Source organism: Paenilisteria newyorkensis, from assembly GCF_000766145.1.
Lineage (GTDB): Bacteria > Bacillota > Bacilli > Lactobacillales > Listeriaceae > Listeria_A > Listeria_A newyorkensis.
Window position 1 is genome coordinate 92,667 of record NZ_JNFB01000047.1, and the last position, 15,827, is coordinate 108,493.

A 15,827-nucleotide genomic window follows, 5' to 3' on the forward strand; every position below is an offset into this window, starting at 1 on the left:
ATTTTTTCGCGGGGCATGGCATTTTTTCTATTCTTTTTTATCTGTATCACTTTCTTCGTCAAGTTCGATTATCTCTTGCTCCGAGTCATCAGATTCAAGCTCAATTAATGTTTCCTCTTGTTCACGAGCAATATCCTCTAGTTCTTCACGCTGATCAATCTTCTCCTCACGCAAGTCCCAATCGAGTTGTTCCTCAAGTTCCTCACGTTCTTGACGCGCGCGCTCCAACTGCTCTTGCTTAATAATAATATTTTTCCGCTCTTTAATCTCGTCTTTTTTGACGGAACGCAGTTGGTCACGAATTCGAATCGCCAGTGGCACACCCGTATCGTAAGCTGCACGGTTAATCAAGTGAGAAGCAATCGGCGTGGTCAAATAGATAAACAGGATCGCAAGCAAAACCCGTGCGTTAAAGCCTTCCCCTGAATGAAAAAAGTAACCAACCGTTGCAAAAAGCAGTAAACTGACGCCAAACGTATTGCTAATACCCGCTGCATGTGTTCGCGTATAGACATCGGGAAGGCGAATGACACCAATCGCGGCCAAAATACTGAGCGAGGCACCGATTAGAATCATGATCGAAATAATAATCTCAATTATCACGTTCACGTTCAATCACCTTACCTTTCTCTACAAATTTAGCAAACGAAACAGTCCCGATAAAGGCTAGCAAGGCAATCAAGAGAATAACGTCCAAATACGCACTTGTATCGAGCAGCATCGAAAGCAGGGCGACAATCGCGACAAGGTTCATCCCAATCGAGTCAAGCGCCACCACTTTATCGGAGGTCGTTGGTCCTTTTAAAATCCGATATAGGTAAAGGAAAATCGAGACAGAATACATAAACAGGGCAATGGCTAGGACTGTGTTTATAATAATCAATGGAACACCTCCATAATCGCGCCTTCATAGGATTTACGAATGGTCGCAATTTCCTCTTCAATATTCGGAACGTGAAGCGAATGCACGTAAATTGCTTTATAGTCATCAGAAATATCGATAGAAAGCGTCCCCGGCGTCAGCGTAATTAGAATCGCCAACATCGTCACTTCCCAGTCGGTTTCAAGCGTTGTTTCATATCGAAAAATCCCCGGACGAATGTTCATATCTTTTTTCAAAACAATACGTGCCACCATCACGGTCGAAATAATGAGATCCTTAAAGAAGTTAAAAATCAATTTCACAAGCGCTAAAATTCGCCAAATGTAAAAGCGAGAGCCAAGGAAGCGGCGCATGAAGAACAGCAAGAATATCCCGATGATAAAACCAAGAATGAAAGTTCCCATCGTGAAAGCTGACTGCAGGAACATCCACAAACAGGCAAGAATAATATTAATAATTAATTGAAACGCCATTTTTGCATCACTCCCCCAGTACCGCTTGAATATAAATCGATGGGTCAACTAATGGATCAACCGCTTTTTCAATCAGCGGATACATACCTTCTGAAAAGATACCATAAGCGACAGAAATCGCGAGCAACATCAAGACGGGTACCATCATTTTTCGGTACGGAATATCTAATTTAAACGTGCCTTTTTTCTCGCCCCAGAACCCTTTGGAGAAAATCTTAATCATCGAAAGGAGGACGAACAGGCTAGAAAGAAGGACAACGACGCCACCAACATAATTCTGAACAGCAAAAGCGCCTTCCACTATTAGCAGTTTTCCAATAAAGCCGCTGAGTGGTGGAATACCAGCAAGACCAAGCGCCCCAATGAAGAACGTCCAGCCGAGCGATGGTTTCACGCTCATGAGGCCACTGAATTTTTTGATGCTGGAAAAGCCGGTAATCGCAATGATAGTACCGATAACGAGAAACAGTGTCCCTTTAATCAGCATATCGTGAATCAGGTAGAAAATCGCGCCAGTCATAGCCTCGCGGGTCATGAGTGAGACACTGAATAGAATCACACCAACCGCGATCAAAATATTGTAAATCATAATCGTCTTCATATCGTTGTAACTAATCGCGCCAATGACGCCGAGCACAATCGTAATGAGTGCTAGCGTAGACAATAACGGTAGCGCAAAACTCGTCTCGTTGTAGAAGAACAGCGTGTAAACCCGAATAATCGCGTACACCCCGACCTTCGTAAGCAAAGCGCCAAATAAAGCGAGAACTGGAATCGGTGGTGCGAAATAAGAACCGGGTAACCAGAAGTATAACGGGAAAATCCCAGCTTTCAGTCCAAATACGAACAAGAACAACACCGCAACAACCGTGATCATCCCTGTATTTCCGCCATGAATCTCAGAAATTTTTTGCGAAATGTCGGCCATGTTCAGCGTACCAATCATCGAGTAGAGAAGGGCAATCGCCATGACCAGAAAGGCAGAACCAATCACATTAATCAGCAAATACTTGACCGTCGCTTTCAGTTGAACCTTTGTCCCGCCCAGAACGAGCAGCACATAAGACGCCATCAACATCACTTCAAAGAACACGAACAAGTTAAAAATATCACCCGTCAGGAACGAGCCGTTAACACCAACGATCATAAATAAGACAGCCGGATAATACAGAAATCGTTCGCGCGGTTTTCCGATAGAGTAGAAAGAATAAATCAGCGTAGCGAGAAGCACTAGGCTCGTCGTTGTTACAAGCAGAATCGCTAGCATATCGCCAACAATCGAAATTCCGAACGGCGCTGGCCAATTTCCAAGTGTTACAACGAGAATCCCATGTTGATAGACGTAATACACGAGAAAAATATTAGCACCAATCAGCACAGCGCTCGTAATGATAGCCAATACACGTTGCAGAATCACTTTTCGCGGTAGTAACATCAAGAAAATCGCGCCGAAAAACGGAATCAAGATGGGCATTAAAACAAGGTTAGTCATCATCAGATTCATGCCCCCTTGTCTTCGAAACGCTCTCGCTGTCTAGTTCCTGATAAGCCCGATAAGCAAGTACAAGGAAGAACGCCGTCACCCCAAAGCTAATAACAATCGCCGTCAAAATGAGCGCCTGAGGCAATGGATCGTTGTAAGCAGAAAGCCCCGGTGTATCAAGCAGGGGAGCCTTCCCTTTTTTCAAACCGCCCATTGTTAAGATAAGCAGGTTAACCCCGTGGCTCAGAATCGCCGTTCCGAGAATAATACGCAACAAACTTTTTGAAAGAATGAGGTAAGTGGCTGCCATAAACATGAGCCCAATTAAAATCGACATCAACAGTTCCATCTAGTCACTCTCCCCAATCGTCTGAATTATCGTAAGCGTCACACCAACAACGACCAGATAAACACCTAAGTCAAAAATCGTCGCCGTGTGAAGCGATGTGTCCCCAATTATCGGCAAATCCACATGACCGAATTTATGCGTCAAAAAAGGATCACCAGCTAAAATACCAATCATGCCAGTGCCGACCGCAAACAATAAGCCGACACCTGTCATCATAATCGGATTAATATTTAACATACTTCTCACGGTCTGCGAGTCATACGCAATCAAGGTAAGCGTCACCGCACCGGCCGAAATCAAGCCAGCAACGAAGCCACCACCAGGATTGTAATGCCCAGCTAAAAACAGATGAAGCGAGAACAGGAAAATAATAAACACAACAACCTTGGTCACATTACGCAGCAATACGTCATTTGTTTTCATTTTTTTCCCTCCTAGCTAACCGTAATTTTATCATTCCAAAAATACCAATGGATGCAATCGCGAGCACAGCCGTTTCAAAAAGCGTATCAAAGCCACGGAAATCGACGAGGATCACGTTGACAATATTTTTCCCAGCTGCTTTCGTGTACGTGTTGTCAATATAATACTGCGAAATCGAATCGTAAAACGTCGTATCGTAGGCCGAAAGCGAAATCAAGAAAACGACGAGCCCGACACCGACACTAATAAACGTCTTCACAGAAAGCCATCGCGGTTTCTCCTCAATATTACTGAACTGCGGCAAGTGATAGAAAACCAGCAAATAAAGCACAACCGAAATCGTCTCAATCACGAGCTGCGTCAACGCAAGATCGGGCGCCCGAGCGACAATGAAGAAAATACTAATCGTATAACCCATCGCACCGAGCAAAATAATCGAGGTAATGCGCGACTTCGAAAATACGATACCAACAAGCGTCACCATCACGACAAGCACCAGAACATAGTCCATCATCGTCACACGCGAGATCGCCGAAAGATCGAAATTAAGCGCATCCGTCGCAAAAATCGTACCGAGCATCAAAATAATGAAAGCCGTCAACATGTAGTTCAAATACGTCCGCAACCAGCCAGTCATCACCCACAAAGTAAAGCGATACGAGCCTTGCTCCATATAATACATGCCATTATCATACGCCTTGCCCCAACGGAAAAACGCCGGAACTTTCTCCGAGATAAAAGGTCGCCACCAATTCGCGGTTTTATATAGGAGAATCCCTAAAATAATAACCCCAGCTGTCATCAATAACGCCATCGTGAAGCCATGCCAGAAACTAATATGAATCGAATAATCCGTCCCATAAAGCGAAGGCATAATTGATTTCACCGCAGGCTCAAGAAGCGGTTTTGCAATCAAATTCGGGAATAAGCCAGTAATGACGACAAGCGCTGACAGAATAATTGGCGGTAACAATAAGCCAATCGGAGCCTCGTGCGGTTTTTTCGGTAACAAATGCGGTTTTAATTTGCCACCAAAAGTTTTGAAGAAAATAATCATGCTATAAACAAACGTAAAAATACTTCCAATCCAAGCAATGACCGGCAAAACTACGCCCCATGTCTCAGCATGAAACAGGTTCAGCGAGGTCACATCGACCATACTCTGGAAAAACATCTCCTTGCTCAAAAAACCATTGAACGGAGGTAAGCCCGCCATCGCAAACGTTCCGATGAAAGCAATCGTCGCCGTAATCGGCATAATCTGCATCAAACCACCAAGACGCTTAATATCCCGTGTCCCAGTCTCGTGATCGACAATCCCGACCATCATGAACAAACTACCTTTAAACGTGGCGTGGTTAAACAGATGGAACACGGCAGCCACAATCGCGCCAATATAAATGTTATCATGCCAAGAATCAAAATGAAGCGCAGCAGCCCCGACACCAAGTAGCGTCATAATCAAGCCGAGCTGACTAATCGTAGAATAGGCTAAGATCGCCTTCAAATCTGTTTTCTTCGTCGCCGAAATCGAACCCCAGAACAGCGTTACAATCCCGACCAACGAAATCGTCCAAAACCAAGCCCCCGACACCGCAAAAAGAGGTGTAAAACGAGCAACCAGATAAATACCAGCCTTGACCATCGTCGCCGAATGCAAATACGCACTAACCGGCGTCGGCGCTTCCATCGCGTCAGGCAACCAAATATGAAACGGAACCTGCGCCGATTTTGTGAACGCCCCCAGCAAAATAAAAATCATCGCTGGAATAAAGAGTGAGCTACTTTGAACAAGCGCGGCCTCCGAAATAATTTCGCGTAATGAGAACGAACCAGTAATAAGGTGAAGTAATAAAATCCCACCGAGAAGCATTAAGCCTCCAAATACGGTGATAAGTAATGATTTTCGCGCGCCATAACGCGATCTTTCCCGATGATACCAATATCCAATCAATAGGAATGAACTAATCGACGTCATTTCCCAGAATAAATAGAGGACAACTAGGTTATCACTTAGCACAACTCCGAGCATTGCTGTCATGAAAATAAACAAAAATGCATAAAAATTGTTTAAACGCTCCTTCTTTTTACCTAAGTAGAAAATAGAGTAAAACGTGACGAGCGATCCAATCCCTGTAATAAGCAAAGCGAATAATAAGCTGAGCCCATCTACAACGACAGTGAAATTAATACCGAGTGATGGAATCCAAGGCATCGTCTGTGTGACAACCCCGTCCATTGTTTGCGGAATAAACGTCAAAAAGTAGATAAATAAGATGACAGGAATCGGCAAAACAATCCATCCAGTATGCAGTTGTTTAGTCCATCGATAAAAAATGGGAATAAGCATGGCCATGAGAAATGGCAAGAAAATGGCGAGGTGTAGAAATGACAAAAGTTCTCCCTCCTTGGTGAAAATAAGATATAACATGACGAAACATCACAATTTATTTATGAAAGCATAGAAGCTTCAACTGAAAAACCCGAAGATAAAGAATAGGCTGTGATTCTGTGCTCGTGGGTATGTCTTGAAAATAAGACATGGAACACGCGTTGTTTGTCACATTTTTTATTATAGCATACTTAATTACATGAAAAAAAGGGTAGAATCTTGAGCTACGTGTGAAAAGAGTAATATTTTTCGAATTCTATAAATATGTAGAAAGATGAAAAATAAAAAAATCGTTGCCCTAGAAAAAAGAACAACGATTAAGCAATTAGTCCACGTTTACATGGCGTTTTCGATCGGATCTCAAGCTAAACCAAAGAAGCACAAACGCGACGACAAACATAAAACTCGTAAAGACAAAAACATTACTCATCCCTACAAAACCAGCCATCGTCCCACCAAGAATCGGCCCAATCACATTCCCAAGAAAACGAGCACTTTGATTATAGCCAAGCATCTCGCCCTGCATCTGACCCGGAGCAGACAGCCGAATATAAGCCGTTACACAAGGCACCATCCCGCCAATCGCAATACCAAACAAGAACCGGAAGAAAATAAACAGCCACAAATTCGGAACAAAAGCCTGCGGTAAAACAAACAAAGCCGCCATAATCAGCAAGATATTCAAAATTTTCTCGTACCCATACCTATCCCCAAGTTCTCCCCATTTTCGCGTCATCACTAAATTCCCAAAACCAGCCGCCGAAAAAGCAAGCCCAGACAACAACGCCACATTATCCGTATGCGTCAACTCCCCAACATAAAGCGCGAGTAGAGGTTGCACACTGAAATTCGCGACCTGAATCAACAACGAAATAATCATCACCATCATCAAAACGCGTAATTGGAAAATATGCTTCAACACTTCCCGACGTGAATAGGTCACTTTTTTCACACCCTCTAAATCCGGTCGAATCTCCTTCAAGCCAAACGTCACAAGCAAAGCCGCAACGAAAATCGCGATTCCCGTAATAATAAACGTACTCGAAAACCCGAAGAAGTCTGCCAAAGCCCCACCAAGTAGCGGACCAAACAACATCCCAGTCACACCGCCTAATTGCAAAGTCCCCAGCACTTTTCCAGCCTCATTCCGGTCCGTCTGTCTCGCAATAAAAGCATTAGAAATCCCGATAAATCCAGTCACGACCCCCATAAATATACGCAAAATCATCATATATGTGACGGAATGAGCATAACCCATAAGGAAAATACTCACACTCATCCCGAAAGCCGTAAACATCAAAATTTTCTTAAACCCATACTTATCCCCAATCCGTCCCCAAATCGGTGAAAAAATAAAAGCGACTAAAAAAGTCACCCCAAAAATATACCCAGCCCAGCGTTGCACATAGGCCTCACTATAATCACCAAACGTTTCAATATACAACGATAAAAACGGCATAATCATCGTCGTACTGGCAGAAATCAACAAATTCGCCACCATTAAAATGTACAAATTCCGTTTTTTAATCGACATAAAAACCATCTCTATTCCTTATTAGTTTCCAAATCACTAATTCCATTATAGAATAAAGAAGGACAGAAACAAAAATAAACGCTCTAAGGAAGAGGAGGCACCATGGTCAAAAAAATTGTTATTTGGGGCGCAGCTAGTTTATTATGTATATATGTACTCGCTGTATTTGTGAACTTACTCATAATCTGGTTCAAATAAGAGCAGTCAACTAAAACAAAAAGAGGAGATTTAAAAAATGACATATTATCCACAATTAACAAAAGAAGTAGCAGCAAACGAAAAACTGGTAGCGATGGAAACAAATCGTGGAACAATCAAAATCAAACTGTTCCCAGAAATCGCACCAAAAGCAGTAGAAAACTTCTTAACACACGCAGAAAACGGCTACTACGAAGGCATCATTTTCCACCGCGTTATCGCTGACTTCATGATTCAAGGAGGCGATCCAGAAGGCGCAGGCTACGGTGGCGAAAGCATCTGGGGAGCACCATTTGAAGACGAATTCTCACCAAACGCATTCAACATGCGCGGCGCCCTATCCATGGCAAACGCAGGCCCAGGAACAAACGGCAGCCAATTCTTCATCGTAACAAATAAAAACCTACACCCACAAATGGCGAAACAAATGGAATCAGCAGGATTTCCAGCCGAAGTAATCGAAGCCTATAAAGCCGGCGGAACACCACACCTAGACGGCCGCCACACAGTATTCGGCCAAGTAGTAGAAGGCATGGACGTAGTAGACGAAATCCAATCCGTAAGCGTAGGCGCCCAAGACAAACCAGTCCACGACGTAACCATCGACAAAATCACTATCCTGTAAATCGGCGGGAACCGCTCGATTGAGAGATGCGGTCTTATCGAATTCGGCATTGCTAAAAATTTAGATAAGCCACAAAACCCACGCGCGCCGAGAAATGCTTAGCTCCTAGGCAAAAGCGAGCACCGAAGCGGAGTGTACGATTTGTACATGAGCATCGGAGCAGAGCTTTTAACGACGGAAATGAGCGTTTCTCGGCGCGCGTGGAGCTCAACCTTGTGTAAACGCTGTATTATGAGTATAATGAGTATATAGCAAAAGTAAGCCACCCTAAAATCGAAAGGAAAGATTTTTGATGAAAAATATCGTATTAGTATGTGCGGCAGGAATGTCTACAAGTTTATTAGTAACAAAAATGCAAAAAGCAGCAGAAGCAAAAGGATTAGAAGCGACAATTGCTGCGTATTCTATCTCTGAAATCAATGGACTTATTGATACAGCTGATGTTGTATTGCTTGGCCCACAAGTTCGTTACCAAAAATCAACGGTCGATAAATTGGCTGAACCAAAAGGTGTTCCAGTTGATGTTATCGACATGACAGCTTACGGTACAATGAATGGTGAAAAAGTTTTAGATCACGCTTTGAAATTAATGGGCGAATAATAAATAAACGAACCAAAGCTGGAGTTATTAGTTGGCAATCGCCGCTTCTAACTCCAGCTTTTTTGTGAGCCTAAAAAAGCGACACACCTCATACGCAAGGCATACCGCTTACCTATTAATCTTTCGTCAAAACGCCATCTAACATCCGGTACACATGATGGCATAAATCCAACATACGTTCATCATGCGTCACCATAATAACCGCACGATCCTTACCTTCAACCTCCGCACGCAACAATTCCACGACTTCCCGACCTCGCGTAGAATCCAAGCTCGCGGTAGGTTCATCCGCCAAAATCACAGCAGGTTCATTAATCAGCGAGCGCGCAATCGCCACCCGTTGTTTCTCCCCACCAGACAAATCTTTCGGATAAAATTGCAACCGATCGCCGAGTCCGAGTTGCGTCAACAAGGCCTCACTTTTCTGAGCAACATCCTGCTTTTCCTGCCCAGCCAATTTGCCGATAAACTCGAGTTGTTGCTGTGCTTTTAAATAAGGAACAAGATGTGCCGCTTGAAAAATAAATCCGACCTCGGACAAACGTAATTCCGTCTGCGCTTTTTTCGACAAGTCGCTGATGACTTTCCCGTTGATCGCAATTTCCCCTGATGTTGGCGTCAGCAATGCCCCAGCTAAGGACAGGAAGGTGCTTTTTCCAGAGCCAGAAGGTCCGACAATCGCGATTAATTCCCCAGCATTTGCTTCAAAATTAGTTTCGCGCAACGCATGAATCGTCGTTGGACCAGAAGGATAGGTTTTCGTTACATTTTCAAATTTTAAAAGAGCTGTCATTATTGATCGCCTCCCCGGATCGCGTCCAGCGCGTCTACTTTAGCAATTTTGATGAGTGATAAAAGCGAACCGATAACCGCTACGGCGAAAAATAGCGCACTGTAAAGCGTCATCGTCAAGCCAGTTAATCGGAACGGCATCGCGTCAGGCATAATCGTTGAAAGTCCAGCCGTTGCAGCGATACTGATCCCAATACTCACGACCGAAATCAACACTACTTGCGACACAACGCTTGCCACTAAATAGCTCGTCTTCGTTCCAAGCGCCTTCAAAATTCCGAACTGCCCTGTTTTTTGTAATGTCATAATATAGAAGAAAGCCGTCAAAATAAAGCCACCAATCACAATCAAGAAGAAAATCATCATGTTCAACGTCATTTGCTCCGCCGAATAACCAGGAATCTGACTGAGGAAATCCTTATGCGTAATAACCGTCAAATCCTTATTATCAATCGAAACATCCTTATCCGCATCCTTGGCAAGAATCGCCACCGTACTCGTTTGCGGAATTTTTTGGTGGTAAAGGCTCGGGTTAATCGCCTGCCAAACCGCCATATTCATGTAAACAACAGGAGCATGGCTATACTTCTGGTCCTTCGCAAAACCAATAACCGTCATCTGCTTATTCAAAATATCGTCCTCTAGCACATCGCCAACCTGCAAATCACCTTTTAGCGAGGCATCAAGAATGACACCATCCGGCTTCGTCACACTCATCTGTGAGCCCGACGTCACTTTCGGTTCCAAAAAACTACCAGGCGTAATCGCAAAAATCGCCATACTGAATTTTTTTCCATCATCCGCGCGTTTCAACGTCTGCATCGATTGACCAAGAACCGCCGCATCCTTCACATTCTCGCCATCCTTAATCCCGGCTAAATCCGATTCAGGAAAAAGCGAACGCTCCACCTTGCCTTGCGCATCTTTAGCCAAAACATAATATGGCACATCATTATTCGCGACCGAGGACGCATTATCGTACGCCAAACCATTCGCAAGCCCCGATAAAAACAAGGAAAGCAGAACAATCAAGATCATAATCCCCGTCACCAAAAAATAACGTAACTTCGAATAAAGCAATTCACGAAGTCCTAAAAACATATATTTTCCAACTCCTCATTTTTTTAATTTTCCTCATCAAGTATAACAAACAACTCGTGAAAAACCGATCAATTGGACTTTTTCAGGCCAGCAATCAAACAAGCGACACCTTTTTGCAACGTCTCTTTCGGACAAGCAATATTCAAGCGTACAAAGCCCGAGCCCGCGACGCCAAAATCAGAGCCCATCTGCACGCCGACACCAGCATCAATCAAATTTTGCAAGATCGTTTTGTCATCTAGTCCGAGCGACCGGCAATCCAGCCACATCAAATAAGTCGCTTCAAGCTTCGTCACGCCAACCGCCGGACAATGCTTTTCAATCTCAGCCTTCGTATATTGATAGTTCGCAAAAATATAATCGCGCAACTCATCCACCCACTCAGCACCAAAACGATAAGCCGCCTCCATACCAACCGCACCAAACGAATTCAGCTCTGGACGTGACGTATATTTCGCCTCATAGTCAAACTTCTTTTGGAATTCCGGATTTGTCGTAATGAAAAAAGAAGCCTTTATCCCAGCCAAGTTAAACGTCTTCGTCGGCGCCATCAAGGTTACAATTTGCGCTTCATAATCCGGCGTAGCAACAGCAAGCGGCGTATGCGTCACACCTGGCATCGTCAAGTCCGAATGAATCTCATCCGAAATAATCGGCACACCATAACGCTCACAAAGCGCGACCATTTTTTGAAGCTCCTCGCGCGTCCAACTACGGCAACCAGGATTATGTGGATTACAAAGAATAAACAACTCAACCTGCTTCACTTTTTCCTCAAAATCAGCCCAATCGACTTGATACGCGCCATCTTCATAAATTAGCGGCGTCAACGTCACAACGCGCTCCGTCTGTGCAGTCACTAAGAAAAACGGATGGTACACCGGCGAATGCATCAAAACCGCGTCTCCTTTTTCCGTTAACGAACGAATCGCCATAGATATAGAAGGAACAACCGCAGCATTCAGAAAAATAGCCGACTCATCGACCCGATAACCGTGTCGTGTAGCCAACCAGTCAATAATGCTCGGCTTTAAACCAGGAACCGTCATCGAATACCCAAAAATCCCATGATCCAGCAACTTTTGAAAGGCTTGGTGAACAGCATACGGCGGCTTGAAATCCATATCTGCCACCCACATCGGAATAATAGCTTCCGTTCCAAATAAATTCTTCACATCGTCCCATTTCTCGCTGTTTGTCCCAATACGCGGGATTACTTCATCAAAATGACTCATCACTAAATCCTCCTCGAAAATACGCTTTTCAGTCCCATTGTATCATAATCTCATGCGAAACAATGGACAAAATCAAATCTAATAATTGTGTATTTTAGGGCGTAGTGATATAATTTGTAATTATTGAAAGTCAGAAAGTAGGAATAGAGAATGAGTGAATTTAAAGTTGGCGATATTATTACAGGTAAGGTAGCAGGAATTCAAGGCTACGGCGCGTTCGTTGCATTGGACGACAAAACACAAGGGCTAGTACACATTTCAGAAATCCACCACGGTTTTGTAAAAGACGTGCATGAGTTTTTAGAAGTTGGACAAGAAGTAAAAGTCAAAATTCTAGAAATCAATAATGAAACAAATAAAATCAGCCTGTCCATCCGTGCGACAGAAGAAGCACCAGCAAAAGCAAAACAAGAAACAAAACGCCCGCAACAACAAATGTCATCAGGTCCAGACGAAGGATTCAATACGCTACGTGACAAACTACAAGAATGGGTAGACAAAGCAGACAAGTAAAACCAATGAACCTTAGGAGACTTCACTTAGGAGTTTCCTAATCATAAGGTTTTCTGTTTTTAATTAACAAACATTTTAGACAACATAGTTAATGATTACTTCGCGGGTTTGAATTTTTAGATAATTTTAAATATAAGGCCTTAAGGGAGGTTTGTTCATGAAGAGGGTACTATTGGTAAAGGGGTTTATTTACAATGAAAAAAAGGATGACATTCTACTCGTGAAAAATCGCGATTTAAAATGGGCATTTCCAGGCGGTCGGGTTGAAACCGATCAAACACTAGAACAAGCGCTGATCTCGAAAGTCAAACAACAAACAGGAATTAGCTGTACGATTGATAGTTTATTGTACGTTAAAGAACGCAGAACGGCTTGGGAACACGTCTGCTTATTTGTCTATAAAGCAACCGCGACAGGAGATTTTCTGACTGTGGAAAAAGATGATAGCGTTTTTCATGCTAGGTGGACCTCGATTCCGCAAGCAGATGACCTCATTCAAGAACAGGATGTTGCAATCAACAAACTCGTTCTAGAAAACGGTGTTCCGTATATTTTGCCACAAGAAAACTAGGACACACAATTCTTGCTAAATCGGCACAGTTGATATAAAGTAAGTACTATAAATAGGCACTAAATTTGGAGGGAAAACGATGACACATATTCAATTTGATTATTCAAACGCATTGAAATTTTTCGAGCAACATGAAATCGACTATTTACAACCAGCTGTCACAGCAGCACATGACGCACTACATAACGGCACTGGCGCAGGAAACGAGTATCTAGGATGGATCAACTTACCCCGCGATTACGACAAAGAAGAATTCGCCCGCATCCAAAAAGCAGCAGCAAAAATCAAAGCAGATTCGGAAGTCCTAATCGTTATCGGTATCGGCGGATCTTACCTTGGCGCCCGTGCGGCGATTGAAACGCTAAATCACGCATTCTATAACGTACTAGATAAAGAAAAACGCCAAGCACCACAAGTATTTTTCGCAGGGAACAGCATTAGTTCAAGCTACTTACACGACCTAATCGACGTGATTGATGGCAAAGACTTCTCTGTTAACGTTATTTCTAAATCAGGTACAACAACGGAACCAGCAATTGCATTCCGCGTATTTAAAGAACTTTTAGAAAAGAAATACGGCAAAGAAGAAGCCAAATCCCGCATTTACGCCACAACTGATAAAGCAAAAGGCGCATTAAAAGAACTATCAAACTCAGAAGGATACGAAACATTTGTCGTGCCAGATGACGTTGGTGGCCGTTTCTCCGTGCTTACAGCTGTTGGCCTATTACCAATCGCAGCAAGCGGCGTAGACATCGAAGCGATGATGAAAGGAGCTGACGCAGCCCGTGCAGATTTCAGTAGCCCAGAACTAGACAAAAACATCGCTTACCAATACGCAGCAGCCCGCAATGTACTCTACCGTAAAGGTAAAGTTACCGAGTTGCTTATTAACTACGAGCCAGGCCTACAATATTTCAACGAGTGGTGGAAGCAACTATTCGGCGAAAGCGAAGGAAAAGACCAAAAAGGAATCTACCCATCCAGTGCTAACTTCTCCACAGACTTGCATTCCCTAGGTCAATATATCCAAGAAGGACGCCGCAACATTTTCGAAACAGTTGTCAAAGTAACCAAAGCCCGTCACGAAATCACAATCAATAAAGAAGACAATGATCTTGATGGACTGAATTACCTTGCAGGACAGACGGTTGACTACGTAAACGACAAAGCCTTCCAAGGTACCCTATTAGCACATACAGATGGCGATGTACCTAATTTTGTAGTAGAAATCCCATCACTAGATGCCTACTCATTCGGCTATCTAGTATACTTCTTTGAAATCGCAGTTGGCGTGAGTGGCTACCTAAACGGTGTAAATCCATTCGACCAACCAGGAGTAGAAGCTTACAAAGCAAACATGTTCGCGTTATTAGGTAAACCAGGCTACGAAGAAATGAAAGCAGAACTAGAAAAACGTTTGAAATAATATCCCAAATCTGCGTGAAACCTCCAGAACCTAGGAAGTGCCACGCAGATTTTTTAATTAATCACATCACGAAAGGAGATAAAGATGCTGTCCATCGAACGAAAACAAGCCATCCTAAACTACGTCAAAAATAAAAAAATAGCAAGTGTCAACGAACTAGCCCGCCATTTCAAAGTCCACGAAGTCACGATTCGCCGCGATCTAACAACCCTAGAAGATGAAAAAAAACTCAAGCGAACACACGGCGGCGTCATGATAGAAGAGAAAATCATATCCGAACCAGATTTTCAAAAACGCGAAGAAGTCCAATATGAAGAAAAACAGCGTATCGCATCCTACGCCTCATCTCTTATCGAAGACGGCGACACAATCATTCTTGATTCCGGTACAACAACAGGCCATATCGCCAGAGCTATCCAAGCCCGAACCAAGCTAACAGTCATCACAAATGATATTAACGTAGCAACAATACTACGCCATTCCTCCATCAAGGTTATCGTAACAGGCGGCGTTCTATATCCTGAAACCTACATGCTAAACGGTATGATTACAGAAGAAACCCTGCGGAATCTCCATGTTCATAAAGCATTTGTGACGACGCCAGCCATCGATCTAGAAAAAGGCCTCATGCACTACGACGAGTATCTAGTGCCAGCAAAAGTCCAGATGCTCCATTCCGCAACAGAAGTTTTCCTAGTAACGGATCACACTAAGTTCGGAAGGATATCACTATACAAATACGCAGATTTCGCTGATATTTCAAGCATCATCACCGGAAATGAATTAGATTCTTCATTAAAGGATCGTTTTTTAGAAAAAGGCTTGATTATCCATACAACATAGTGAATATGCAATAGAATAAATAATTATAAATAAATTTACGAAATACTATTGCGTTTATAGAATATACATGGTATTCTAGTTATCGTGCCTCTTATAAGTAATTAGGAAAACGGCTAATAGCAAAGGATTTCCAAGCATTTCGTTTGAAAATCAGCTAAAAAACAACATTTAAACTTTTATTCAAAAAAAAGATAAAAACTGTTGACAAAGATTAGCCCTAATGATACTATAAGAAGGTCGCTGCTAGATGAAAGCGAATGAGAGATTGACCTTTGAAAACTGAACAGAAACAAAGATAAAACCAGTAGAGACAGTGATGTTTCTAGGTAAGAATCGCAGGGCGGAAATAGAAAGCTATTTCCAAAAGTAATACTAGTAAAAT

Annotated in this window: 17 protein-coding genes; 6 read left to right on the plus strand and 11 right to left on the minus strand. The window is 43.1% G+C overall.

What is annotated here, in order from left to right; all coding sequences use genetic code 11:
• Positions 1 to 27: 27 nt before the first annotated feature.
• The 8 genes from mnhG to EP58_RS16790 all read right to left on the minus strand — a co-directional run bounded on the left by mnhG (position 28) and on the right by EP58_RS16790 (position 7,537).
• Positions 28 to 609, minus strand: coding sequence for a monovalent cation/H(+) antiporter subunit G (gene mnhG, locus EP58_RS16755; protein ID WP_036095133.1), 582 nt, complete (start codon positions 607 to 609; stop codon positions 28 to 30).
• Entirely contained in the window at positions 593 to 844 is a 252-nt protein-coding gene (locus EP58_RS16760; RefSeq protein WP_260447338.1) for a Na(+)/H(+) antiporter subunit F1, read from the minus strand. Before EP58_RS16760 ends, mnhG begins: the two co-directional genes overlap by 17 nt.
• Before the next feature lie 35 nt (positions 845 to 879).
• The gene (locus EP58_RS16765) at positions 880 to 1,356 is read right to left on the minus strand and encodes a Na+/H+ antiporter subunit E (RefSeq protein ID WP_036077833.1); all 477 of its coding nucleotides are present in this window, start codon (positions 1,354 to 1,356) and stop codon (positions 880 to 882) included.
• 7 nt (positions 1,357 to 1,363) lie between these two features.
• Positions 1,364 to 2,848 carry a Na+/H+ antiporter subunit D gene (locus EP58_RS16770; protein WP_103034914.1) on the minus strand — a complete coding sequence of 495 codons (1,485 nt, stop codon included), beginning with the start codon at positions 2,846 to 2,848 and terminating at the stop codon, positions 1,364 to 1,366.
• Positions 2,841 to 3,188 (minus strand): Na(+)/H(+) antiporter subunit C, encoded by a 348-nt coding sequence (locus EP58_RS16775; protein ID WP_036095138.1) that lies wholly within the window; start codon positions 3,186 to 3,188, stop codon positions 2,841 to 2,843. Before EP58_RS16775 ends, EP58_RS16770 begins: the two co-directional genes overlap by 8 nt.
• Positions 3,189 to 3,611, minus strand: coding sequence for a Na(+)/H(+) antiporter subunit B (locus tag EP58_RS16780; protein WP_036095140.1), 423 nt, complete (start codon positions 3,609 to 3,611; stop codon positions 3,189 to 3,191).
• Entirely contained in the window at positions 3,598 to 6,006 is a 2,409-nt protein-coding gene (locus tag EP58_RS16785; RefSeq protein ID WP_036095141.1) for a Na+/H+ antiporter subunit A, read from the minus strand. The genes EP58_RS16780 and EP58_RS16785 overlap by 14 nt, the downstream gene beginning before the upstream one ends.
• A 322-nt stretch (positions 6,007 to 6,328) precedes the next feature.
• Positions 6,329 to 7,537 carry a lmo2377 family MFS transporter gene (locus EP58_RS16790; RefSeq protein ID WP_036095143.1) on the minus strand — a complete coding sequence of 403 codons (1,209 nt, stop codon included), beginning with the start codon at positions 7,535 to 7,537 and terminating at the stop codon, positions 6,329 to 6,331.
• Positions 7,538 to 7,772: 235 nt separating this feature from the next.
• Between EP58_RS16790 and EP58_RS16795 the strand changes: the two genes are divergently transcribed.
• Both EP58_RS16795 and EP58_RS16800 read left to right on the plus strand, forming a co-directional pair.
• Positions 7,773 to 8,360, plus strand: a complete 588-nt coding sequence (locus EP58_RS16795) for a peptidylprolyl isomerase (protein WP_036095145.1) — start codon at positions 7,773 to 7,775, stop codon at positions 8,358 to 8,360.
• A 292-nt stretch (positions 8,361 to 8,652) separates the two neighbouring features.
• On the plus strand, positions 8,653 to 8,961 hold the full coding sequence (locus tag EP58_RS16800; protein WP_036067319.1) for a PTS sugar transporter subunit IIB: 309 nt from the start codon (positions 8,653 to 8,655) through the stop codon (positions 8,959 to 8,961).
• A 115-nt stretch (positions 8,962 to 9,076) separates the two neighbouring features.
• On the opposite strand, the gene EP58_RS16805 is transcribed toward EP58_RS16800, so the two are convergent.
• The 3 genes from EP58_RS16805 to EP58_RS16815 all read right to left on the minus strand — a co-directional run bounded on the left by EP58_RS16805 (position 9,077) and on the right by EP58_RS16815 (position 12,089).
• Positions 9,077 to 9,754 (minus strand): ABC transporter ATP-binding protein, encoded by a 678-nt coding sequence (locus EP58_RS16805; protein ID WP_036095146.1) that lies wholly within the window; start codon positions 9,752 to 9,754, stop codon positions 9,077 to 9,079.
• A complete protein-coding gene (locus EP58_RS16810) occupies positions 9,754 to 10,854 on the minus strand; it encodes an ABC transporter permease (protein WP_036095148.1) in 1,101 nt (366 codons plus the stop codon). Before EP58_RS16810 ends, EP58_RS16805 begins: the two co-directional genes overlap by 1 nt.
• 68 nt (positions 10,855 to 10,922) lie before the next feature.
• Positions 10,923 to 12,089 (minus strand): MalY/PatB family protein, encoded by a 1,167-nt coding sequence (locus tag EP58_RS16815; protein WP_036095152.1) that lies wholly within the window; start codon positions 12,087 to 12,089, stop codon positions 10,923 to 10,925.
• A 150-nt stretch (positions 12,090 to 12,239) separates the two neighbouring features.
• On the opposite strand from EP58_RS16815, the gene yugI reads away from it, so the two are divergent.
• The 4 genes from yugI (at position 12,240) to EP58_RS16835 (ending at position 15,445) form a co-directional block, all read left to right on the plus strand.
• On the plus strand, positions 12,240 to 12,602 hold the full coding sequence (gene yugI, locus EP58_RS16820; RefSeq protein ID WP_036077856.1) for a S1 domain-containing post-transcriptional regulator GSP13: 363 nt from the start codon (positions 12,240 to 12,242) through the stop codon (positions 12,600 to 12,602).
• A 157-nt stretch (positions 12,603 to 12,759) separates the two neighbouring features.
• Complete coding sequence (locus EP58_RS16825; protein WP_036095153.1) at positions 12,760 to 13,173, plus strand: NUDIX hydrolase; 414 nt, start codon at positions 12,760 to 12,762, stop codon at positions 13,171 to 13,173.
• 79 nt (positions 13,174 to 13,252) lie between these two features.
• The gene (locus tag EP58_RS16830) at positions 13,253 to 14,602 is read left to right on the plus strand and encodes a glucose-6-phosphate isomerase (protein WP_036095154.1); all 1,350 of its coding nucleotides are present in this window, start codon (positions 13,253 to 13,255) and stop codon (positions 14,600 to 14,602) included.
• 84 nt (positions 14,603 to 14,686) lie between these two features.
• The gene (locus tag EP58_RS16835) at positions 14,687 to 15,445 is read left to right on the plus strand and encodes a DeoR/GlpR family DNA-binding transcription regulator (RefSeq protein WP_036095156.1); all 759 of its coding nucleotides are present in this window, start codon (positions 14,687 to 14,689) and stop codon (positions 15,443 to 15,445) included.
• Positions 15,446 to 15,827 lie beyond the last annotated feature (382 nt).